Raw genomic sequence first — 19,666 nt, forward strand, 5'->3', positions numbered from 1 at the left:
GGTATTTCCTTTCTGGGGAGCGGGTTTCGAGCGCAGCGTTAGAGGGCAGGGATGCTCGGATGGAGTTCCGCCACGTCCGCGTGGCACTTGATGTGGTGCGTTTCCGAAACTTGGATGGTGGGCGGGACCACCGTGCGGCACACGTCGCGGGCAATCGGACACCGGCTGGCAAAGGGGCACCCCAGTTCAGGCGGGGCGTCAGGGATTTCGTCCCTCACTGCTTGCGCTTTGGCCTTATGGTCATCGCCGAGTTCGATCACCGAGTCCAGCAGGAGCCGGGTGTATGGATGGGACGTGTCAGAGAAGATCTCCTCCACAGTGCCGTCCTCGACGATGCGTCCGAGGTACAGGACCACCACACGGTCCGCTACTGACCGGACGACGGCGAGGTCATGGGTGATGAAAAGGAAGCCGATGTCCTTGTCCCGGCTCAGGGTGTCCATCAGGCGCAGGATGGAAGATTGCACCGAGACGTCAAGCGCTGATACAACTTCGTCCGCTAGCACAAGGGACGGGCCGGCGGCGATGGCCCGGGCGATGCCAACTCGCTGGCGTTGACCACCCGAGAGCTGGCCGGGCAATCGCTGCACGAAGCTGGCCGGGAGTTCCACCTCTTCCAGTGCTCTCTCCACGGTGGCTCCTTTGACGCCGAAGAGCTTCAAGGGCCGCGCGATTGCCGTCCGGACCGAGTGCCTCGGATTCAGCGAAGTATCGGCGTTTTGGAAGATCAACTGCACGGCTTGGCGGAGACTCTTGGGGCGGCTGGACACGGTCCGGGCCAGATTGCCGCTACCCCTCAGGTGGTTTGCAGACTCGTCACCGGACCCGCTGAGGGACATCTGTCCCCCTTCGCTCTTCTGCAAGCCCGCAATAGCGTTGGCGATGGTGGACTTTCCGGAACCGGATTCGCCCACGAGCGCCACAATCTCGCCGGCGTTAACCTCAAAGCTGACATCCTGCACCGTGGGACCCGTGCCGGGAACTGGCTTCTTGCGGTAGTCGATTGTCAGTTCCCGGACGCTCAGCACGGGCTTGGGCTCCCGGGGCGGAGTCCGGATATACAACTCCACGGCGCCTTCCCGCACGGTCCCGGCGTCGATGATTGCCTGGTCCATTCCAGGAGGGATGCCGGGGGTGTCGATGCGCGGCACGCTGTCGATGAGGCCGCGCGTGTATGCATGGTGCGGCTGTGCAAGGACGCTTCGAGTCAAGCCGGATTCCACAACCGCACCTTTGCGGAGCAGGGCGATGTCCGTGCACATCTTGTCAATGACGCCCAAGTCATGGCTGACCATCACCATGGACATGCCCAGCGTCTGCTGCAGCTCCGTGAGAAGGTCAAGGATGGCGGCCTGCGTGACCACGTCCAGCCCGGTAGTCGGTTCGTCAAGGACCAGAAGGGACGGATTGGCGGCGAGCGCCATGGCAATCCCGATGCGCTGTTGTTGCCCGCCGGAAAACTGGTGCGGGTACCTGTCCAGTGCTGGTCCCGGGTTGGGAAGCCTGACCAATCGGAGCAATTCCTCGGCCCGGGCGCGCTGGGCGGCCTTGTTTCCCTTGAGGTGGTGGAGGACTTCGGCGATCTGCTCTCCGATCTTCATGGTGGGAGTCAGCGCGTTTCCGGCATTCTGCGGGACCATCGCAACCTCAGCCATGCGAAGGCGGCGCAGCTCCCGCGGGGCGAGTGCGAAGACGTCCTGGCCCGCCACGTGCACGGACCCGTTGGACACGAAGGACGTGCTCCGCAGGGAGCCCAGCAGGGCACTGGCCAGCGTGGATTTCCCGGAACCCGACTCCCCCACCAGGCCTAGGACGTGGCCGCGCCGCAACTGCAGGGTCACGTCTTTGAGGACGTCCACCTGGCGGTTTCCCGAGAGGTAGGAAACGCTGAGGTTCTGGATCCGGACAATGTCCGTTCTGTTCAGCACGGTTGCTTCATATGTGGTGTCGGCTGCATCTATTGTCACTAGCCCAGCACCTCCTTCATTCGGTCAATGCCGAAGCTCTTCGCAAGCCCATCGGCCGCAAGGTTGAGTCCGACAATCAAGGTCGCCAGCGCCGCGATGGGCGACAACGTGGCCATTGGCACAACAGCCATCAGGTTCCGGTTCTCGGCCACCATGAGGCCCCAGTCCGGCGTCGGTGGGCTTGCTCCGAAGCCCAGGAAGGACAGCGAGCTGATAAGCAGCACCACCCAGGAGGCCCGCATGGCGAATTCCACCAGGATGATGTCCAGGACATTGGGGAAGACTTCCCGGAAGAGGATGGAGAACATCCCCTCGCCCCTAGCCTTCGCTGCGGTGATGAAGTCCTTGGGCATCACGTCCATTGCTGCGGCCCGGACAATACGGGTCACCCCGCCCGTGTAAACCACCACAACGGCCAAAATGATCACCCAAGGACCGGTACCGAAGATGGTCACAACCACCAACATGGACAGGATTGCCGGTACCGCCAGAACCGAATCCAACACCCTGGTGATGATGTCGTCCACAATGCCGCCACGGTACGCTGCGATGCCCGCGATGACGGATCCCAGCAAAACCGTGAGCCCAGTGGCTGTGAAACTGATAGCCAATGCGTACTGGCCGCCAAATAGGGTTCGCGTCAAGGTATCCCGGCCGAGAGCATCGGTGCCTAGCAAGTGAGCCGCCGAGCTCTCTTGCAGTGCGCTCATGGCATCCGTGGCGATCGGATCATAGGAAGTCAGCACCGGGGCGAGGACGGCCACCACGATATTCACTATCACCAGGGCAAACCCGAAAGTGGCCGCCCGGGACTTCAGAATGGACCGGACCGCCCGTCCAAGGCTGCTCGAGCCCTTGGGGGCCGGGACCTTGGGTGCCCGGGCCGTCGTCGTCATTGCGCTCATTTGCTGCTCCGTGTCATTTGCTGCACCGTGTCATTTGCTGCTCCTCGGGTATCGCAGCCGTGGATTCAGCAGGAAAGCTGCAAAGTCCGCCAGCAGGTTGCACACCACATATGTCAACGCGCTCATCACCGTGATCAGCAAGATGGTGGGAAGGTCACGCGTCTGGACAGATCTGATCATCAGGGTGCCGATTCCCGGATAGTTGAAAATGCTTTCCACAACCACCACACCGCCGATCAGCCAAGCTATGTTCATTGCGATCACGTTCAAGGTGGGCAACATGGCGCTGGGCAGCAGGTGCTTGAAGACCACCCGGGAAGTCGAGTTGCCCTTCAGGATGGCCGTGCGGACAAACTCGCTGTCCATCACATCGATCACCGAGGTGCGCATCATCCGGATGATGTAGGCCGCAAGAACGCAGATCAGCGCCCCGGCAGGTAGCCAGACAGAGGGTAGAAGATCCGCGAGGGAGGCATTCTGCCCCGCGATCACCACTGCCGGGAAAATCGGGATGTAGATGGAGAAAAGGAGCACCAGCACGGTGGCGACCACAAACTCCGGAACGCTCATTCCCACGAGCGCCAGCGTGGAAATCGAGATGTCCGGCCACCGGTCGCGGGTCAGGCCGGCAACGAGGCCGAGCACAAGGGATAGCAGGATGCCGATCACGATGGTAATGCCGGCCAGAAGGGAGGTGTTCACCAAGGCGGAGCCCACTTCCCCCGCGACGCTACCGCCGCCGACGAGGGAGTTGCCGAAGTCGCCGTGCAAGGCCTTGCCTAGCCAAGTGAAGAAACGCGAGACGGGCGACTCATCCAGCCCGAGTTGTTGCCGCAGGGTGGCCACGGCCGACGGCGTGGCGTTCTGGCCCAGCAGCTGGGTGGCCGCGTCTCCAGGCAGCGACTGGATGGCGCTGAAAACCAGTACCGTGGCCAGCAGCACCGTGAAGACGGACCAGCCCAACCGCTTGGCGAAAAACGTGACCATTATGCACGGAGCCCTATGTTGATGTAGTCGAATTCGAAGCCGTGCTCGCTGTAGTTGACTACCTTCTTGCTCAGGCCAGTAATCCGGTCGGAGAAGAACGGAGTCAGGGAGCCGCCGTCGTCGATCAGGATCTTCTGCGCGTCCTGGTAGAGCGTCTTCCGCTTGGCCGCGTCCACGGTGGCGCGGGCGGCGTCCAGTGTCTGGTCGAACGTGGCATTCGAGTATGCCGTCTCGTTGTAGGAGGACCCGGTACGGAAGATCTGGTTCAGCAACTGGTCGATAGGGCGGCCCGTGTACCAGTAGGTGGTCATCAAAGGCTTCTTCATCCAGACGTCGGTGAAGTAGGAATCTGCAGGAGAGTTGGTCACCGCCAGGTTGATGTTGGCGGCCTTCATTGAACTCTGCAGGGCCAACGCGAGCGGCGACAGCACCGGATCATAGCTGGAGGTGTAGATGGGCACATCGAAGTGGTCAAAGCCCTTTGCCTTCAGCAGGGCCTTCGACTTATCCGGGTCGTAGCCCAGGCCATAGTCGAGGTAGTAGGCCTCGGAGGGCGGCACGGGGTTGTTGTGCGCGACGGTTCCGTTGCCCTGCACCGCCAGTTTGAACACGTCGTCAGGGTTGTAGGCATGGGCGAAAGCGCGGCGGATATCCGGGTCTTTGAATTCCGGGCTGGTGTTGAGCATGGGTACCGGATACCACTGGGCGTTCTTCACGCTGGAGACCGTTGCTACCGAAGAGGCCGAAACCGTCTTGGCAGTGGCGAAGTCGAGGTTGGTCTGGGCCACGAGGTCCACCTGCCCCGCCAGCAAGGCGTTCACCCGAGCCTGGGTGTCGGCGATGGAGGAGAACTCAATCCCGTCCAATGCGGGTTTGTCCCCGAAGTAGTTGGGATTGCGCACTATGGAACCGGGCCCTGCTGCCGTGAAACTCTTGAGCTTGAACGGACCAGTGCCGATGCCGCTCGCACCGATGGTAGCCGCGGAACCGGCCGGGATGATGTAGCAGTTGTACCCGGTCAGCAAGCTGGCGAATTCGGCGTTCGGAGACTTCAGGGCAAACACCACGGTTGTAGCATCCGGGGCCTTGATGGAGTTGCCATCGACAAAGGGGGAAAGCACCCCGGCCTGCGGAGACTTGGTGGCCGGATCCAGGATGTGCTGGATCGAGAAAATGACGTCCTGGGCAGTGAACGGCTTCCCGTCGTGCCAAGTCACACCCTTGCGCAGTACAAAAGTCCAGCTCATCGCATCTGCGGACAGTGTCCAAGACTCGGCCAGGTCCGGAAGGATCTCACCCTTGGCCGAAAGCTTGACCAGGCGGTTGTAAAGGGCACCCAGATATTCATAGGCGGACAAAGAACTGGCAGGGTCCAACGTTTCGGCCTTCGACGCCGGCGGCCGGGCGATGCGCAACGTCCCGCCCTGGCGGGCAGCCCCGGTCGCGGCACCCGTGGTCGACGACGACGGGCTGACCCCGCAGGCTGCGAGGACCGCGGGGGCCAGCAACAGGGCTGAACCGGCGAGAAGGGTGCGCCGGGACAGCCACCCTGTTGGTGCTTCGATCCGTGAATCCATGGTGCCGAATCCTTATCTTTATTTCTTCCGCGAACGATCTAATTCCTGTACTGTACGAATAAATCGTCTGAGAGAGCAATAGTTCTCCGAATAATTTAACCGCCCTGAAACAAAGGGCCATTTCACCGGGAAGGCCCCAATTGTGACCGGATGGTACCGAAGACCAGATGTGCTGATGGTGCTGTCTTCCGCGCCCACATACGTGGCTACCCGCGAGGCACTGAAAGTGGTGGACCCGCAGGACCTGACGCCCCTGCGCTACTTGGGTGCCGCCGTCGTGCTCGGCTTGGTCTTGCTGGTCCGGCGGCAGAGACTTACGCTGCGGGGTCGTGACATTCCGAGGATGCTGGTTGCGGGAGTACTGGGGTATGCAGGCTTCGGCCTACTCTTGAACCTGGGGCAGACGACCGTTCCGGCCGGAACAACAAGTCTCCTGCTTAACATCTCGCCCGTTTTCGCGTTCGTCCTCGGCCATCTCATGCTGCGGGAGAGAACGTCCAGCCTGGGCTACTGGGGGATGCTGCTTGCGGTGGCAGGGGTCGTAGTCATTACGCTTGGCGATTCCGTGGCCGTCGGCTTCAACGGCGACGCGCTGTACATCGTGGCAGCTGCCCTTCTCCTATCGGCATTCCTGATTGTCCAACAACCCTTGCTGGCACGCGTCCCCCCGCTCGAAGTGGTCTTCTGGGGATCCCTCATCGGCGGAGTCGCCACGCTGCCGACCGCCCGATTCGCAGTGGCACCGGCGGAGTTCACGTGGACCGTGTGGCTGGCGTTGGCCGTGCTCGTGGTGGTCTGCACGGTGGTGGCCTACGGGTTCTGGAACGTCTCGCTGTCGCGGACAAGCGTCGCCGAGGGCGGTTCGCTCCTATACGTCGTGCCAGTGCTGTCCCTGCTGCTCGGGTGGATTTTGCTGGGCGAAGTCCCGAGTATCGCGTCCCTCCTCGGAGGCGCGGCCGCGTTGGCCGGCGTCGTCTTGCTCTCCCGGGCAACCGCATCCATCGCACCCGAGAAAGAACTGGAGCCCGCGCCATGACCGTCCCCCACTTCGAGGAGGAATACGTCGAGATTCCCCTCACTACAGCCGCGTCTGCCAAGCTCGCCGGCATCGCCGCCTCCGTCACAGCGGACGTGGGGGCATTGTTGACAACCATCTCCCTCTGGCGTCCTGGAACCGGGGACCTGGTCCGGGTGTATTCCACCATGCCGGAGCTCTACCGGGTGGGTGGGATCTCAAGCGAACTGGGCGAGGACTGGCTCGAACACTGCGTCGTGCACCAGGAATCATTCCTCGCTTCGGACCAGGGAGCCATCGATTCGGATGCGTTCGAACACCAGGATGTCCTTGGCGCGCTCAATCTCGGCGCAGCCATCAACGCGGTGATCGTCGACAACGGCCGATTCCTCGGCTGCCTCAATCTCCTGGACGTCGCAGGGGCGTACTCGGAGCCGTCGGTGCGACGCGCCGAGGCCTACGCCGCCCAGCTCGTGGAGACTCTTCGCACCCTCTGAAGTTCAAGTAACATCGATTGCTCCCCACCGGCCCAGTGCCCTTTTTGGGAACTGGGCCGGCGGGGAGACACCGACGATTGTGGGGACGCGCCTAGCTTGGACGGGCGTGCCCAGCGCGGCGCAGGACCATGTCTTCCAGGAGCGAAACGAGCGAGTAGAGAATGATGGACGCCAGAGTGATGACCACGACGGCGGCCCACACCTCATTGTTCTTGGCCCGGGAGACGGCCGAGATGATGGCGTAGCCGATCCCCTTGCCGGTCGCGAGCCATTCGGCCAGGAGCGCGCCCGTGATGGCTCCCGGAATCGAGACGCGAAGGGCCGTGAAGAATGCGGGCAACGAGGACGGAAGAGCCACTTTCAGCAGGGAGGTCCAGCGCGAGCCCCCGTATACCTCAATCACCTCGAGCATGGCCGGCGAAGCTGATCGCAGCCCGAACACCACGGTCACGAGCGCCGGAAACAGCACCACGATGCCGCCGATTGCCGCCACCGCGGGTTCCTGCCGCCCGAAAATCAGGATGATGATGGGCGCGAGGGCCACGAGTGGAACGGAACGCAGCAGCATGGCGATGGGCATGAGTGCATGCTCTACGCCGCGAAAGACCACGAACAGGGCCGCGATCGCCACGGCGCCCACGATACCCGAAGCGAAGCCCATGGAGGCGTCGATGAGCGTCTGTCCGAGGTTCAGGAAGATGGAGGTCCTGTTGGCCTCCGAGGCCGGAACGGTGAACAGGAAATTGAACACATCGACTGGACCCTTGCCGACGAACGGCGAGATATGGAAAAGCTCCAGGAGCCCCATCCACAGCAGCAGGACGACTCCCAGCGACACCACCAGGCCAATCAGTCCCCGTCCCAGGCCTCTAAGCAGTGATCCAGTCATTTAGAGCCGCCCTTCCGTCCGGCGATGCTTGAGGCTGCCCAAGGGACCAGCAACCTCGTCAGTACACCGAAAGCCGCGTAGCCGAGACCGGCGAGCAACCCGGCCATCAACGCAACTCCCCAGGCGCGGGCAATTTGCAGGTTCTGCTGCGCATTGACCATCGCGGGGCCGATGCCCTGGTCCACGCCACCTACATATTCGCCCAGCACAGCGCCCAGCACGGCGGCTGGAACGGCGATCTTGAGGGCGGTCAGGATCCCCGGGAGTGCAGACATGAGCTGGACCTTGAACAGTTGTTTGATCCGTCCACCACCGTAGACGGCGATGAGGTCGAGGCTGGACTTGTCTGCGCTCTTGAGCGCCGCTACTGCTCCCACCACGGTGGTGAAGAAGACCGAGATACCGGCCAGTAGCACCGCGGTCCCCGATGATTCGCCGTGCCCGGGCGAGCCGATAACGATGAAGGCTAGCGGGCCGATGGCGACGATCGGCAGGCAGTAGCTGATCACCGCCAGCTGGGTGACCAGCCGTTCCAGCGCCGGGACCACCAAGACGGTGGCGGCGAGCAATAACGCGGCGAGATTTCCCCAGAAGTATCCGATGGCGGCTTCTGTTACGGTGACGCTCACATTGGGCCAGTAGAAGCTGACACCATCGGTGACGAGCTGGCGGACGACGTCGAACGGCGTCGGAATGGCTCCACCTCCGCCGCCGGCGGAAGCCCCGACGCCCGCCAGTACCGTTACTGCGGCGATCCACCACAAGGCGATCGCGCCAAAGACTCCGGCAAGGCCGATGCCCCACGGCGGGAGGCCGCCAAGGCGGGCTCGGAGACCCGCGCCCGTTGTCATCTCGGTCATGTCAGTGCCTCGTTTCCGCGGCTAGCCCGACGTCGCCGAAGAGCAATTCGGAAGCGCGGTCGCAATAGGCGTGGAACTCCGGCGTGCGCATCATCTCGGGCGTGCGGGGGCGCGGCAGGTCCACCGTGATGATCTCCTTGATCCGGCCGGGTCGGGCGCTCATCACGGCAACCACGTCCGAAAGGAAGATCGCCTCGGAAATTCCATGGGTCACCATGAGCGTCGTGGCCGGTTTCTCGGTCCAGATCCGCAACAGCTCCAGGTTGAGCCGCTGCCTTGTCATGTCATCGAGTGCACCGAACGGTTCGTCAAGGAGCAGCACCGAGGGCTTGAGGACAAGTGAACGGGCGATCGACACGCGTTGCCGCATGCCTCCGGAGAGTTCTGCCGGTTTCGCCTTTTCGAAGCCTTTCAGCCCGATCAGATCGATCAGCTCGTCCACCAGCTCCTGATCCACGGGCCTTCCTGCCACTTCAAAGGGCAGACGGATGTTGGCTTCCACGCTGCGCCACGGCAAAAGGGCCGAGTCCTGGAAAGCGATGCCGAGTTCGTGGCCGGCCCGGAGCTCGGCCGGGGTGTGCCCGTCTACCACCACCTCACCGCTGCTTGGATCCTCCAGCCCGGCCAGAATCCTCAGGATGGTGGATTTTCCGCAACCGGAAGGCCCCAGGAGGGAGAGGAAGGATCCCCGGGATGTCCGAAGATTGGCGTCTTCCAAGGCCACGACTTTTCGCCGGCCCACGGTGAACGTTTTGTTTAGGTCCCTGAGCGAGATGCCGGTGCCGGAGAGGAACCCGGATCCCGATGTCGAAGTAGTCTGAGCGCTGGTTTCCATGTGACTGCAGTCCTTGCCCCGGGTCTTACTTGAGGCCCGGGTTTTCCTTGTAGACCTCGCCAAGGAGGCTCATGTCGAAGATCTTGTCCGCCGTGGTGTCGTAGCCGGCCAGCTTGAGGATCTCGATGTTCTTGGCCATCAGCGCATCTGAAACCGTGAAAAGACCATTCGCCTTGGTTTCATCGCTGACGATCAGCTTGGTGTTCTGGGCTTCGGCCTGGCCCTTTTCCTTGGCTGCGCTCAGGCCAAGCTCCTTACCGTAGACCTCCACTGCGAGACGCGCCGATTCCGCTGAATCGGCTACGGCGTCCTTCCAACCCTTGATGGAAGCCGCCAGGAAGGCCTTTAGCTCCGCGCGCTTGTTCTTGATGGCGTCCTCTGTGGCCACGAAGCTTTCGGCAATGAACGGCAGGCCGTTGTCGGCGAAGGGCAACACGGCCGTCTTGTGTCCGCCGAGCTCCAGCGTGAGGACTTCGTTGGTCAGGTAGGCGAAAAAACCGTCGACATCCCCGTTGGTCAGGGGCTGGGGATCGTATTGGACCGGCACCTTGGTGACCTTGCCGGCGTCGATCTTGTTGACCTTCAGGAGGGCATCAAACAGTGTCTCGTTCACGCCGGCCTGCACCCCGATCTTCTTGCCGATCAGGTCCTCGGGCTTGGTGATCGGCTTCGCGGCGAGCGAGACGATGGTGAAAGGGTTCTTTTGGTAGGTAGAGCCGATGATCTTCAGCGGAGCGCCCTCATTGAGGATGACCGGCGCAACGCCCACTGGCGACGACGTACCTACCAGCGCCTTGCCTGAGAGCACCATGGTCTCCGCAGAAGCACCACCGGGGCCACCGGCAATCAGGTTGACCTTCTCGAAGCCAGCTGCCTTGTAGTAGCCCTTGGAGTCGGCAAAGTACTCGCCGGCGAACTCCGAGTTCTTCAACCAGGACAGCTGGACTTCGAGAGTTCCGAACGAGGCAGCAGTCGGAGTGCCCGACGAGGTGGCTGCCGAGCCGGTACCGCAGCCGGCCAAAGCCAGCAGGCCGAGCGAGGAAATGCCCGCAATTACCGCTCTGCGCGAGGGGCGGGCGGTGGCCTGTTCCTGAATGCTGCTGCTCATTGTGATCTCCATATCGGGATGCCTCCGGTTCAATCGGGACACAATCGTCCCGTGACGTTCACGCTATGGAACAAATGTTTCAGCGAATGGATGTGGCTTGTTTCTGGCGGGTAACAAGTTCCATCGGCGCCGGGCCGGGAGGGCTACTTCCGGGCGCGCCACTCCGAGTCGAGCATGGCGTAGATGACTTCGGTGGACCATTGGCCCTTGTAGTGCCAGTTGTCCACCAGCTCGGCTTCGCGTCGCATCCCAAGCCGCTCGCACAATCCCGACGACGAGGTGTTCAGTGCATCCAGCTTGGCATCGATCCGGTGGAACATGAGGGTCTCAAAACCCAGGCGGAGCACGGCCTCGGCCGCCTCGGCGGCGTAGCCCTGGCCACGGCTTTCCGGCGCCAGGATCCAGCCGATTTCCGCTTGCCCCGTGCCCGGCAGCCACTTGAGCACCACTTCGCCGAGCAACCCCGGCGAGTCCGCGCGCTCGATGGCGAGGCACACCCAGTCGCCCTCTTGCTCGAAGGTGAAGTTGGCGTAGCGGCCCAGCGCTTCCATGGACTGGGTGAGGGTCAATTCCTGCCGGAGCAGGAATCGTGCAGTCTCGGGCAATGACTGGTAGGCGTGGAACCGCTCCAGGTCCGTGGCCTCGAACCTGCGAAGGACGAGCCTCGGAGTCCGGATGGGAAGTTCGATAAGCGGCATTCCTCGAGGCTACTACGTCGGGGTTTTGGGGGTCCGGAACCGTCCCGCCGAGCGATCACCTCTTGACAGTTCAAGCAAACTGGGATTACCTAATGAACATTCGGTAAATAAAGCTGGAGGCAATGACGCATGGTTGAGACCACCCTTTCTGGCGCAGCGCAGCACCAGATCCTCAAGAACGACTACGCCTCCGAGTGGATGGGCCTGGAGGTGCTTAAGGTCGACGACGGCCACGCCACCGTCCGCATGAAGCTTCGGCAGGAAATGCTCAACGGCTTCGGAATGGCCCACGGCGGAATGATCTTCGCCTTCGCGGATTCAGCGTTCGCCCTCGCGTGCAACCCGGCCAACCCCTCACCGTCGGAAGCTGACACCATAACTGTCGCCGCCGGCGTCGACATCAACTTCCTCAAGCCGGCCTATCAAGGCCAGGTGATCACCGCCGTCGCGAACCGTCGCGCCAACAACGGGCGCAGCGGCCTGTACGACATCCAAATCTTCGCGGCCGACGCAAGCGAAGCTGCCGCCGTCGGGTCGCCCGATGATCCGGGCAGCTACGGCGAGCTCATCGCCGAGTTCCGTGGCCGCAGCCGCACCATCTCCAAGAAGTAGGAAAACCATGACACAGAACACCGTCGCCGCTCCCGACACACCCGTGCTGGACCGCGAAGAAACCATCTCCCGCGACGAGCTCGAGGCCCTGCAGCTCAGCCGCCTCCAGCACACCGTGGCCTACGCCTACGATCGGGTGCCGCTGTACAAGCGCAAGTTCGACGACGCCGGCGTCCACCCCTCCGATCTCCGCGAACTGTCCGATCTCGGCAAGTTCCCGTACACCACCAAGGAAGACCTCCGCCAGGAATACCCCTTCGGCATGTTCGCCGTGCCGCAGGACGAAGTAGCCCGCATCCACGCGAGCTCCGGCACCACAGGCCGGCCGACCGTCGTCGGGTACACCAAAAACGACCTCGCCAACTGGGCCACCCTGGTGGCCCGCTCGCTCCGTGCGTCCGGAGTCCGCCCCGGCATGAAGGTCCACAACGCCTACGGCTACGGCCTGTTCACCGGCGGCCTGGGCGCCCACGCGGGTGCCGAAGCGTTGGGGTGCACTGTCATCCCGATGTCCGGCGGCCAGACCGAACGCCAGATCCAGCTGATCCAGGACTTCAAGCCGGATGCCATCCTGGCAACCCCCACCTACCTGCTCACCATCGCCGACGCGATGGCCCACATGGGCGTCGATCCGGCGTCGACCTCGCTCAAGTACGCGGTGCTCGGCGCCGAACCGTGGACCGAGGAAATGCGGCACGAGCTCGAGACCACCATGAACATCAAGGCCTGCGACATCTACGGGCTCTCCGAGGTCATGGGCCCGGGTGTTGCGGGCGAGGCCGTGGAGACCCAGGACGGCTGCCACATCTGGGAAGACCACTTCCGCCCTGAGATCATCGATCCGTTCGACCCCTCCCGCGGGGAAAGCGCCGTGCTGGCCGACGGAGAGCCGGGCGAACTGGTGTTCACCTCGCTCACCAAGGAAGCGCTGCCGATCATCCGGTACCGCACGAAGGACCTCACGCGCCTGCTGCCCGGCACCGCCCGCCCCGCGCACCGCCGCATGGGCCGCATCACCGGACGCAGCGACGACATGATCATCCTGCGCGGCGTGAACCTCTTCCCCTCCCAGATCGAGGAAATCGCCCTGCGCATCCCCGAGCTCAGCCCGCACTTCCAGCTCGAACTCACCCGCCCCGAGGGCAAGCGCATGGATTCGCTGACGGTCAAGATTGAGCGCCGCGAGAACGTTTCCATCGAGGCGGGCACGACGGCGGCACACGCCTTGCGCGAACAGATCAAGATCCACGTGGGTTCTTCGTGCGTCGTCGACGTGGTGGAGCCGGGTTCCCTCGAGCGTTCCAACGGCAAACTGCGCCGTGTGTATGACCTGCGACCCAAGAGGTAACCTGGCCGGGCGCGTGCACGAATCAACCGACCGTTCATGAGAAAATGGCCAGCATGCCTAGTGAAACAGCAACCAAGCGGGGACGCCCCGGATACGACCAGCAATCAGTGCTGCTCATCGCCGTCGACGTCTTCAACCGCCACGGTTACGACGCCACGTCCATGGGCATCCTGGCCGAAAACCTCGGGATCTCAAAGTCGGCCATCTACCACCATGTGCCGTCCAAGGGCGATCTCCTGAAGCTCGCCCTGGAGCACGCACTGGGTGGGCTCGAGGCCATCCTGGAACAGCCCGAGGCGTTGTCCGGTCCTGCTGATTCCCGGCTCGAGTTTGTCCTGCGCCAGACCATCGCCGTCCTGGTGGACCGGCTGCCGTTCGTCACGCTGCTCCTGCGGCTCCGCGGCAACACCGACATCGAGCGCGACGCCCTGGAACGGCGTCGTGCCTTCGACCACAAGGTGGCTGCACTGATTTCAGCCGCCCGCGAAGAAGGCACGCTGCGCCAGGACATCGATCCACGCACCGTGACCCGGCTCCTGTTCGGCACCATCAACTCGATCGTGGAATGGTACAAACCGGGAGGCTCCCTCTCCCCGCAGCGCCTCGCCGACGACGTCATCACCATGGCGTTCGACGGCCTCCACGCCTCGGCGTAGGGCTCGTTCCTCCCTCCCCTGCCCTCCCCTGCGACGCCCGCTCACATATATGGCCCTTTCGACCGACGCCCGCTCACATATATCGCCAATTGACAGAACGCTCTCTCACTAAAAAGTGAGCGAGCGTTCTGCGCGGTGTTCGTGAGTGCTTTTCAGCCGGTCAGAGCTGGTATTCGGCCTGGATACCCAAGCTTTCATGGACGCAGAGGATGTTGTTTTCCGTGTCCATGAACCAGGCACAACGGTCGGCGTCGGTGGTACAAATGTGGTGTTCGGTCTTGAGATCGGGGAGGTAGTAGTCCCGGAATTCGACGCCGCTCGCCTCCATTTCGTCGACTGTCCGCTCGATGTCGCTGACTTCAAAGGAAAGGGCAGTGTGCGATGAGTGCATGCCGTCCTTGATGGGCATCAACTGCAGCATGGGACCGCCGTCGATGCCGAACAAATCATTTCCATCCCAGGTCATGCCGCGATGAGGGAGGCCGAGTTTCTCTGCGTAAAAGCTGCGGGCTCGGGCTACGTCGTCGACGGGCAAGACGGTTGTGGCCGTTCTGAGTGCTAGGTTCATTTCGCCACCTCCTACGCAAAAAATCTTACGCCGGGCGGGATCGGAAAGACCTTGTGAGCGAGCGTTGACCTAGACCGTTGTCAGGGCGACGACCTCGGCCTAGTATGTGCACAGCCCCCTCGCAGGGGAACAACTCCGGGACCTTCCCTCAACGGGTGATGGGAGCACCTTAGGAGGCCCGAGTCCTGGACATCACGGGACGGGAAGACAATGACCAAATATCTATTCGAAGCAAACTACGTAGGCGACGGAATCAAGGGGCTGTTGCGCGAGGGCGGCACCAAGCGCCGCGATGCTGTGGTCGATGCACTCAAATCCGTAGACGGATCGCTCGAATGTTTCTACTACGCTTTCGGCGAGACCGACGTCGTCGGGGTCTTCGAAATCCCGGACGCGGCCAGCGCTGCCGCTCTCTCACTCATGATCAATGCGACAGGCGCTGTGCGCCTACATTTGAAGCCGCTCATGACGGTTGAGGATCTCGACGAAGCTGCCAAGAAGTCCCCGACATACCGCGCACCCGGGCAATAGAACCAACCAGCCGGCCAGAGGGATTCCCTCCAGCTTAGACACGGAACGCTCCCCATTGATGGGGAGCGTTCCACGTATGCAGTACACATGTGAGCGAGCGTCCGGCCAAACACCGACACAAGTGAGCGAGCGTCCGGCCAAACACCGACACAAGTGAGCGAGCGTCCGGCCAAACACCGACATAAGTGAGCGAGCGTTACTTCTCCACGAGGGTCAGGACGTCGTAGGTGGCTACGATTTCATCGTTCTGGTTGGTCAGCACGGCGTCCCAGGCTACTTCGCCGTATTCGTCGGTCTCGCGCGGCGTGATCTTCTTGGCCGTGAGCGTGACGCGGATCGAATCTCCTGCGGCCACGGGAGTGATGAAGCGCAGGTTCTCCAGACCGTAGTTGGCCAGGACGGGGCCCGGAGCGGGTTCCACGAACAACCCCGCTGCCCAGCTGAGCAGCAGGTACCCGTGCGCCACGATTCCCGGGAAGAACGGATTGGCCTCCGCCGCTTCCTGGTTGGTGTGTGCGTAGAAGGTGTCGCCGGTGGAGTTGGCGAAAGCGGTGATGTCGTCCAGGGTGACCTGCCGCAGTCCGGACCGCACGGCGTCGCCGATCCGCAGAGTCGCAAGCGACTTCCGGAACGGGTGCGTTCCTTCCGTCTCCACCGTGAAGTTGCGGTCCGCGCCAGTGTGCCAGACGCCGGTCACAGCAGTGAGCATGTTCGGCGAGCCCTGGATGGCGGTGCGCTGCATGTGGTGCATGACGGAGCGGATGCCACCGAGCTCCTCGCCGCCACCGGCGCGGCCCGGTCCGCCGTGGACCAGGTGCGGAACGGGCGAACCATGCCCGGTTGACGAGCGGGCATCCTCGCGGTTGAGCATCAGGACACGGCCGTGGTGGGCCGCGATTCCGGTCACCAATTCGCGGGCAACGGCAGGGTCATTCGTGCATACGGAGGCCACGAGGGAGCCGCCACCGCGGGCGGCGAGGCGGACGGCGTCGTCGAGGTCCGAGTACCCGATCACGGACGATACCGGACCGAAGGCCTCGAGCGAGTGGACAGCTTCCGAGTCCACGTCAGCCCAGCTCAGGACGACGGGCGACATGAACGCGCCGTCCTCCACGACGCCAACGGTGCCGTCGAGTGAGGTGACCGACGGCGAATCGAGCGTCCCGTACGCAAGCTCGCCACCGGCGTCGAGCATTGACTGCACGGCGGCGCGGACGTCGGCGAGCTGCTCGAGCGACGCCAGGGCACCCATCGTGACGCCATCTGCGCGGGGGTCGCCGACCACGACGCGCTCGTCGACGCGCGCGCCGATGGCGGAGACGACGTCGGACACCAGGGCCTGGGGCACGATAGTGCGGCGGATCGAGGTGCACTTCTGGCCGGCCTTGACCGTCATTTCGGTGACGACCGACTTGATGAAAGCGTCGAACTCGGGGGTGCCGGGCACGGCGTCGGGTCCCAGGATGGCGGCGTTGAGCGAGTCGGTTTCGGAGGTGAAGCGGACGCTGCCCTGGACAACGTTGACGTGGGACTTCAGCGAGTTGGCGGTGGAGGCGGAGCCGGTGAAGGCGAGAAGGTCGCGGTAGTCAAGGTGGTCCAGCAGGGTGCGGGCCGATCCCGAGATGAGCTGCAGCGAACCTTCCGGCAGGATGCCCGACTCGACAATTGCCTTGACCACGACGGCGGCAACGTAACCGGTGGGGGTGGCCGGCTTGACGATGGTGGGGACGCCGGCGATGAATGCAGGCGCAAACTTCTCGAGCATGCCCCACACGGGGAAGTTGAAGGCGTTGATCTGCGCCGCGACGCCCGGGATGCGGGTGTAGATGTGCTCGCCGGCGAATGAACCGTCCCTGGACAGGACTTCCATGGGACCGTCCACCACAACCTGCGAGTTCGGCAGTTCGCGGCGGCCCTTGGAACCGAAGGTGAAGAGCACGCCGATGCCGCCGTCGATGTCCACCATCGAGTCGATCTTGGTGGCGCCGGTCTTGAAGGACGAAGTGTAGAACTCCTCGCGGCGGCCGTTGAGGTACTGGGCCAGTTCCTTGAGCTTGAGGGCGCGCTGGTGGAAAGTGAGCTTGCCGAGTTCGCACTGGCCCACCGTGCGGCCGTAGTTCACGACGCCGGCAAGGTCCAGTCCGTCCGTGCTGACCGTTGCGAGGAGCTCTCCTGTGCTGGCGTCGCGGACGGGAACGCCCGCGGAGGCGTCGGCGCGGGGGGTCCACCACTCGCCCTGGACGAAACTGGGCACGGTTTCAACGGTTGTGGCTTCCGGAGCGACTGCGGTACTGGTCATCGTCGACGGGTCCTTCCAAGGCACGGGCACGAAATGGACTGAACGGCCGCAAATTACTGACCGGCCGTTCGGTAATATCCCCAGAATACATGAGAGCCCCGATCTGCACACTAGATGCTTCTTGGGACTGCATCCTTCCTGACCCTCTTTGACGCGTTTTGACGCCCGGAAGTTGCGACTCGCCGTGTCGCAAGCGCTTTCCGAAATCAAAGAAGGTCACGACGGCGCGTGGCCGGCACTGCTTCTACCGCGCCGGGGCGTTGAGCTTGGCACGAATGGCGGCGATTTCGGCTTCCGAGACGCCGTTGGTTCTCAGGAAGGCTGCTGTGTCCAAGGAATGCGCGAATTCCAAGAGGCTCACACTGCGTGCTGCCAGCATGGCTTCAAGTGCGTCTTCCTCAAGAAATGCATCATGGGCGTGCGGGGCGCGATGGTGGCGGTGGCGCTCGTTGATTCCTCGCATTCCCTGCTGGTAACCCCGTACGATTTCCTCGTCGCCGGCTCCGGCCAGGTTCTGCAGCATCACGGCTATGATCCCGGCGCGGTCGCGCCCGGCCGCGCAGTGCACTACTACCCCACCGCGCGCTGCGGCTATGGCCTTGAAGACCGCGGCAAGCCTGTCCGGGAAGAGCCTCAGATAGTCGGCATAGTGTGCTGGGTCTTTCAGGTACGGGCCAAAGAGCTCGGTGAACTCTTTGTTCGCCGGGTCCTCGGTGGGGCAATGGACGATGTCGAAGCGTGCAGTCGCCTCCGCTGAAACCTCGGGATCGACTTCCCTGGGCTGCTGCTCGCGCGGAGTCCGGAGATCGATCACGGTGCGGACGCCGGCGTCGTACATTTGCTGCCACCCGGCGTCGGTGAGCCATTCCCGCCGACCCATCCGATACATGCCTCCGGCGATATGCCAGGCGTTCACCGCGCCGTCCCAATGGATGCCCCGTTGCTTGGCGGCGGTTGAGATCCCATCCATACCGGATAGCTAACCACACGACGAGATAGGTGAGCGAGGGTCTGTGGGAAAGGCGAGATAGGTGAGCGAGGGTCTGTGGGAAAGGCGAGATAGGTGAGCGAGGGTCTGTGGGAAAGCCCACATAGGTGAGCGAGGGTTGGGTCTTGCGCGCTTTACGTGACTTATGTCATACTTTTTCTCGATGCGCATCGACGATGCGTATCGACAACACGGAACCACACATCACACCAAGACCACTGGACCCGGCGAGGAGGCCTGGAAGTGCCCACCAGCAAGGATGTCGCCCAGGCGGCCGGCGTAGCCCAAAGCACCGTTTCGTATGTGCTCAGCGGCAAGCGGCCCATTTCCGAGAAGACCCGGAAAAAGGTCGAGGCCGCCATCGACCAGTTGACGTACCAACCCAATGCGGGCGCCAGAGCCTTGGCAAGCCGAAAAACCCGGGTCATCGGCCTGGTCATTCCGTTCATCCCGGAGCTGGAAATGGGATCGATCATGGAATTCGTCTCGGTCATTGCCAGCACGGCCCGGCAATTCGACCACGACATTCTCTTGGTCACCGACGACGAAGGCGCCGCCGGGCTGCGCCGCGTCGTCGGGCAGCAGATCTGCGACGGCCTGATCCTCATGCAGGTTGAGGACGAGGACGAGCGCCTCCCCGTGGCGCGCAGCCTGAACGTCCCGGTGGTGCTGATCGGCATCCCTCGCGATCCGTCGGGCCTGGTCTGCATCGACGCGGACTTCGAAATGGCCGGTGAGCACTGCGTCCGCGATCTCGCCGCCGCCGGCCACTCCGTGATTTCCGTCATTGACTGGCAGCCCGCAGTGATGGACCGGCATGTGAACTACGTCGACCGGTTCTTGCACGGCACGGATGTCGCGGCCAAAGCTCTCGGCGTGACCGTGCTCCACCTTCCAGGCGGGACCGACCGCGCCACCATCTCCGAATCGGTCGACAAAGCACTCGCCAGCACCACGGGCAAGCCCGCATTCATCGCCCCCGATCGCACCATCCAGGACATTCTGCGCCGCATCTTGAGCAGCCGCGACCTGACCCTGGGGCTGGATGTTTCCGTTATCGGAAGCGCCTCCCCCACCCTTGCCGAGCTCCAACCCATACCGCTTTCCACCATCGATCTGCGGCCGGCAGAAGTATCCCGGCGCGCAGTCAAAATCATGTGCCAACTCCTCGAAGCCGACTCCCACGGACCACACGAATCCTTGGAGTTGGTGCCCGCGGTCATCACGCACCGTTCCAGCACCCTCCATCCGCAGTGAATCGCCACCCCTGATTCGCAGCGGGAACCTTTTTGTTCCAGCTCCATATCCTTTCGCTTCAGCATCGTC

General features: G+C 63.0%; 19 protein-coding genes. 7 read left to right on the forward strand and 12 right to left on the reverse strand.

The features are described 5' to 3' along the window. Positions 1-38 precede the first annotated feature (38 nt). Genes ABH924_RS05795 through ABH924_RS05810 form a run of 4 tightly spaced genes read right to left on the reverse strand, consistent with a single transcriptional unit; the run spans position 39 to position 5,436 of the window. Complete coding sequence (locus ABH924_RS05795; RefSeq protein ID WP_404497623.1) at positions 39-1,967, reverse strand: ABC transporter ATP-binding protein; 1,929 nt, start codon at positions 1,965-1,967, stop codon at positions 39-41. Then, the gene (locus tag ABH924_RS05800; RefSeq protein ID WP_234748820.1) at positions 1,967-2,872 is read right to left on the reverse strand and encodes an ABC transporter permease; all 906 of its coding nucleotides are present in this window, start codon (positions 2,870-2,872) and stop codon (positions 1,967-1,969) included. Before ABH924_RS05800 ends, ABH924_RS05795 begins: the two co-directional genes overlap by 1 nt. A gap of 30 nt (positions 2,873-2,902) precedes the next feature. Then, positions 2,903-3,859: an ABC transporter permease gene (locus tag ABH924_RS05805; protein WP_404497624.1), complete on the reverse strand. Its 957-nt coding sequence runs from the start codon at positions 3,857-3,859 to the stop codon at positions 2,903-2,905. Continuing rightward, positions 3,859-5,436, reverse strand: a complete 1,578-nt coding sequence (locus tag ABH924_RS05810; RefSeq protein ID WP_404497625.1) for an ABC transporter substrate-binding protein — start codon at positions 5,434-5,436, stop codon at positions 3,859-3,861. The genes ABH924_RS05805 and ABH924_RS05810 overlap by 1 nt, the downstream gene beginning before the upstream one ends. 175 nt (positions 5,437-5,611) lie before the next feature. On the opposite strand from ABH924_RS05810, the gene ABH924_RS05815 reads away from it, so the two are divergent. Beyond that, positions 5,612-6,472 carry a DMT family transporter gene (locus ABH924_RS05815; protein ID WP_404497626.1) on the forward strand — a complete coding sequence of 287 codons (861 nt, stop codon included), beginning with the start codon at positions 5,612-5,614 and terminating at the stop codon, positions 6,470-6,472. Beyond that, the gene (locus ABH924_RS05820) at positions 6,469-6,948 is read left to right on the forward strand and encodes a hypothetical protein (RefSeq protein WP_404497627.1); all 480 of its coding nucleotides are present in this window, start codon (positions 6,469-6,471) and stop codon (positions 6,946-6,948) included. Before ABH924_RS05815 ends, ABH924_RS05820 begins: the two co-directional genes overlap by 4 nt. A gap of 91 nt (positions 6,949-7,039) precedes the next feature. On the opposite strand, the gene ABH924_RS05825 is transcribed toward ABH924_RS05820, so the two are convergent. The 5 genes from ABH924_RS05825 to ABH924_RS05845 form a co-directional block, all read right to left on the reverse strand. Beyond that, complete coding sequence (locus ABH924_RS05825) at positions 7,040-7,837, reverse strand: ABC transporter permease (RefSeq protein WP_404497628.1); 798 nt, start codon at positions 7,835-7,837, stop codon at positions 7,040-7,042. After that, positions 7,834-8,697, reverse strand: coding sequence for an ABC transporter permease (locus ABH924_RS05830; protein WP_404497629.1), 864 nt, complete (start codon positions 8,695-8,697; stop codon positions 7,834-7,836). The genes ABH924_RS05825 and ABH924_RS05830 overlap by 4 nt, the downstream gene beginning before the upstream one ends. Before the next feature lies 1 nt (position 8,698). Then, on the reverse strand, positions 8,699-9,532 hold the full coding sequence (locus ABH924_RS05835) for an ABC transporter ATP-binding protein (protein WP_404497630.1): 834 nt from the start codon (positions 9,530-9,532) through the stop codon (positions 8,699-8,701). Between the two features lie 25 nt (positions 9,533-9,557). Beyond that, the gene (locus tag ABH924_RS05840; protein WP_234748812.1) at positions 9,558-10,640 is read right to left on the reverse strand and encodes an ABC transporter substrate-binding protein; all 1,083 of its coding nucleotides are present in this window, start codon (positions 10,638-10,640) and stop codon (positions 9,558-9,560) included. A gap of 143 nt (positions 10,641-10,783) precedes the next feature. Continuing rightward, positions 10,784-11,338, reverse strand: coding sequence for a GNAT family N-acetyltransferase (locus ABH924_RS05845; protein WP_234748811.1), 555 nt, complete (start codon positions 11,336-11,338; stop codon positions 10,784-10,786). A gap of 129 nt (positions 11,339-11,467) precedes the next feature. Between ABH924_RS05845 and ABH924_RS05850 the strand changes: the two genes are divergently transcribed. Genes ABH924_RS05850 through ABH924_RS05860 form a run of 3 tightly spaced genes read left to right on the forward strand, consistent with a single transcriptional unit; the run spans position 11,468 to position 13,954 of the window. Further along, complete coding sequence (locus ABH924_RS05850) at positions 11,468-11,950, forward strand: hotdog fold thioesterase (RefSeq protein WP_234748810.1); 483 nt, start codon at positions 11,468-11,470, stop codon at positions 11,948-11,950. A gap of 7 nt (positions 11,951-11,957) precedes the next feature. Further along, positions 11,958-13,298: a phenylacetate--CoA ligase PaaK gene (gene paaK / locus ABH924_RS05855; protein WP_404497631.1), complete on the forward strand. Its 1,341-nt coding sequence runs from the start codon at positions 11,958-11,960 to the stop codon at positions 13,296-13,298. A gap of 53 nt (positions 13,299-13,351) precedes the next feature. Further along, positions 13,352-13,954 carry a TetR/AcrR family transcriptional regulator gene (locus ABH924_RS05860; RefSeq protein ID WP_284983403.1) on the forward strand — a complete coding sequence of 201 codons (603 nt, stop codon included), beginning with the start codon at positions 13,352-13,354 and terminating at the stop codon, positions 13,952-13,954. Between the two features lie 160 nt (positions 13,955-14,114). On the opposite strand, the gene ABH924_RS05865 is transcribed toward ABH924_RS05860, so the two are convergent. Continuing rightward, positions 14,115-14,522 (reverse strand): VOC family protein, encoded by a 408-nt coding sequence (locus ABH924_RS05865; RefSeq protein ID WP_404497632.1) that lies wholly within the window; start codon positions 14,520-14,522, stop codon positions 14,115-14,117. A 210-nt stretch (positions 14,523-14,732) separates the two neighbouring features. On the opposite strand from ABH924_RS05865, the gene ABH924_RS05870 reads away from it, so the two are divergent. Then, entirely contained in the window at positions 14,733-15,053 is a 321-nt protein-coding gene (locus ABH924_RS05870; RefSeq protein WP_345448958.1) for a GYD domain-containing protein, read from the forward strand. A gap of 196 nt (positions 15,054-15,249) precedes the next feature. On the opposite strand, the gene paaZ is transcribed toward ABH924_RS05870, so the two are convergent. Both paaZ and ABH924_RS05880 read right to left on the reverse strand, forming a co-directional pair. After that, complete coding sequence (paaZ, locus tag ABH924_RS05875) at positions 15,250-17,352, reverse strand: phenylacetic acid degradation bifunctional protein PaaZ (protein ID WP_404497633.1); 2,103 nt, start codon at positions 17,350-17,352, stop codon at positions 15,250-15,252. A gap of 244 nt (positions 17,353-17,596) precedes the next feature. Continuing rightward, the gene (locus tag ABH924_RS05880; protein ID WP_404497634.1) at positions 17,597-18,322 is read right to left on the reverse strand and encodes a tyrosine-protein phosphatase; all 726 of its coding nucleotides are present in this window, start codon (positions 18,320-18,322) and stop codon (positions 17,597-17,599) included. 261 nt (positions 18,323-18,583) lie between these two features. Here ABH924_RS05880 and ABH924_RS05885 point away from each other — a divergent pair, with 261 nt between their 5' ends. Next, positions 18,584-19,597 (forward strand): LacI family DNA-binding transcriptional regulator, encoded by a 1,014-nt coding sequence (locus ABH924_RS05885; protein ID WP_404497635.1) that lies wholly within the window; start codon positions 18,584-18,586, stop codon positions 19,595-19,597. The last annotated feature ends 69 nt before the right edge of the window (positions 19,598-19,666 follow it).

Origin of the sequence: Arthrobacter sp. GAS37 (genome assembly GCF_044908325.1) — a bacterium.
GTDB classification, from domain to species: domain Bacteria; phylum Actinomycetota; class Actinomycetes; order Actinomycetales; family Micrococcaceae; genus Arthrobacter; species Arthrobacter ramosus.

Coding starts and splice junctions, on each gene's coding strand:
- ABH924_RS05800 (WP_234748820.1), bottom strand. CDS start 2,872: ATGAGCGCAATGACGACGACGGCCCGGGCACCCAAGGTCCCGGCCCCC.
- ABH924_RS05805 (WP_404497624.1), bottom strand. CDS start 3,859: ATGGTCACGTTTTTCGCCAAGCGGTTGGGCTGGTCCGTCTTCACGGTG.
- ABH924_RS05810 (WP_404497625.1), bottom strand. CDS start 5,436: ATGGATTCACGGATCGAAGCACCAACAGGGTGGCTGTCCCGGCGCACC.
- ABH924_RS05815 (WP_404497626.1), top strand. CDS start 5,612: ATGGTGCTGTCTTCCGCGCCCACATACGTGGCTACCCGCGAGGCACTG.
- ABH924_RS05820 (WP_404497627.1), top strand. CDS start 6,469: ATGACCGTCCCCCACTTCGAGGAGGAATACGTCGAGATTCCCCTCACT.
- ABH924_RS05825 (WP_404497628.1), bottom strand. CDS start 7,837: ATGACTGGATCACTGCTTAGAGGCCTGGGACGGGGACTGATTGGCCTG.
- ABH924_RS05830 (WP_404497629.1), bottom strand. CDS start 8,697: ATGACCGAGATGACAACGGGCGCGGGTCTCCGAGCCCGCCTTGGCGGC.
- ABH924_RS05835 (WP_404497630.1), bottom strand. CDS start 9,532: ATGGAAACCAGCGCTCAGACTACTTCGACATCGGGATCCGGGTTCCTC.
- ABH924_RS05840 (WP_234748812.1), bottom strand. CDS start 10,640: ATGAGCAGCAGCATTCAGGAACAGGCCACCGCCCGCCCCTCGCGCAGA.
- ABH924_RS05845 (WP_234748811.1), bottom strand. CDS start 11,338: ATGCCGCTTATCGAACTTCCCATCCGGACTCCGAGGCTCGTCCTTCGC.
- ABH924_RS05850 (WP_234748810.1), top strand. CDS start 11,468: ATGGTTGAGACCACCCTTTCTGGCGCAGCGCAGCACCAGATCCTCAAG.
- paaK (WP_404497631.1), top strand. CDS start 11,958: ATGACACAGAACACCGTCGCCGCTCCCGACACACCCGTGCTGGACCGC.
- ABH924_RS05860 (WP_284983403.1), top strand. CDS start 13,352: ATGCCTAGTGAAACAGCAACCAAGCGGGGACGCCCCGGATACGACCAG.
- ABH924_RS05865 (WP_404497632.1), bottom strand. CDS start 14,522: ATGAACCTAGCACTCAGAACGGCCACAACCGTCTTGCCCGTCGACGAC.
- ABH924_RS05870 (WP_345448958.1), top strand. CDS start 14,733: ATGACCAAATATCTATTCGAAGCAAACTACGTAGGCGACGGAATCAAG.
- paaZ (WP_404497633.1), bottom strand. CDS start 17,352: ATGACCAGTACCGCAGTCGCTCCGGAAGCCACAACCGTTGAAACCGTG.
- ABH924_RS05880 (WP_404497634.1), bottom strand. CDS start 18,322: ATGGATGGGATCTCAACCGCCGCCAAGCAACGGGGCATCCATTGGGAC.